The organism is Streptomyces sp. x-19 (assembly GCF_046549115.1).
Lineage (GTDB): Bacteria > Actinomycetota > Actinomycetes > Streptomycetales > Streptomycetaceae > Streptomyces > Streptomyces albulus_C.
In genome coordinates, this window is the sequence record NZ_JAJPWK010000098.1 from 1 (window position 1) to 1,119 (window position 1,119).

The 1,119-nt window shown below is 69.1% G+C and carries 1 protein-coding gene; it reads left to right on the forward strand.

Annotation, left to right across the window (positions count from 1 at the left end; translation table 11 throughout):
- Positions 1-38: 38 nt before the first annotated feature.
- A partial coding sequence (locus tag ACLJT4_RS42410; protein WP_411130507.1) for a ketoacyl-synthetase C-terminal extension domain-containing protein occupies positions 39-1,119 on the forward strand: 1,081 nt, incomplete at its 3' end.

Genomic DNA, 1,119 nt, shown 5'->3' on the forward strand with positions numbered 1-1,119 from the left:
CTGCGGCGTGGGGTCGGGCGGGGGTGGAGCCGGGTTCGGTGTCGTATGTGGAGGCGCATGGGACGGGGACGTCGTTGGGGGATCCGATTGAGATCACGGGTCTGCGGCGGGCGTTTGGTGGTGTTGGTGGTGTTGAGGGTGTTGGGGCCTGTGCGATTGGGTCGGTGAAGTCGAATATCGGGCATCTGGAGTCGGCGGCGGGTATTGCCGGTTTGACGAAGGTGTTGTTGCAGTTGAAGTACGGGCGGTTGGTGCCGTCGTTGCATGCGGGGGAGTTGAATCCGCATATTGATTTTGCTGCGTCGGGTTTTCGGGTGCAGCGGGAGTCCGGTGAGTGGCCGGTGCGGGTGGTTGAGGGTGTGGTGGTGCCGCGTCGGGCCGGGGTGAGTTCGTTCGGTGCGGGTGGTTCGAATGCGCATGTGGTGGTGGAGGAGTTCACCGGCACGGGCACCGGCGCGGGTGCGGGTGTGGAGTTGGTGGCGGGGGTGCAGCGGGTCGGGGATCCGTTGGTGTTCGTGGTGTCGGCGCGGGACGAGGAGCGGTTGCGGGAGTACGCCGGCCGCCTCGGGACGTTCCTGGAGCGCGAGCGGGTGGCGCTGGCCGACGTCGCGTACACGCTCCACTCCGGACGCGAAGCCATGGAGGAGCGACTCGTCGTCATCACCGACGACGGCGCCGAACTCGTCAGGCTGCTCGCGGAGTTCGCCCGTGGGGAGGCGTCCGTCCCCGGTGTCCGGCGTGGCCGGAGCCGGTCGGGTGCGGTGCGCGCGCACGCGGAGGCGGTGCGCACGGCCATCGCGGCCGGCGATCTGCACGCCCTGGTCGAGCTGTGGACGCGGGGCGCCGAGGTCGAGTGGTCCGACGTCCCGGGCGTGACCGGGCGCCGCATCCCGCTGCCGGGCTACCCGTTCGCCCGCGAGCGGTACTGGGTGGCGTCGGCCGACGAGGCCGGTTCCGTCGAGGACCTGCCGGCGGGGGTTTCCGGCCGGGCCGTCGGTGCTGTTGCGGGTGGGTTGCATCCGTTGGTGGATGCGAATGTGTCGTCGTTGTTTGAGCAGCGGTATGTGGCCAGGCGGGATGGGGGTGAGTTTTATCTGGCTGATCATGTGGTGTTTGGGC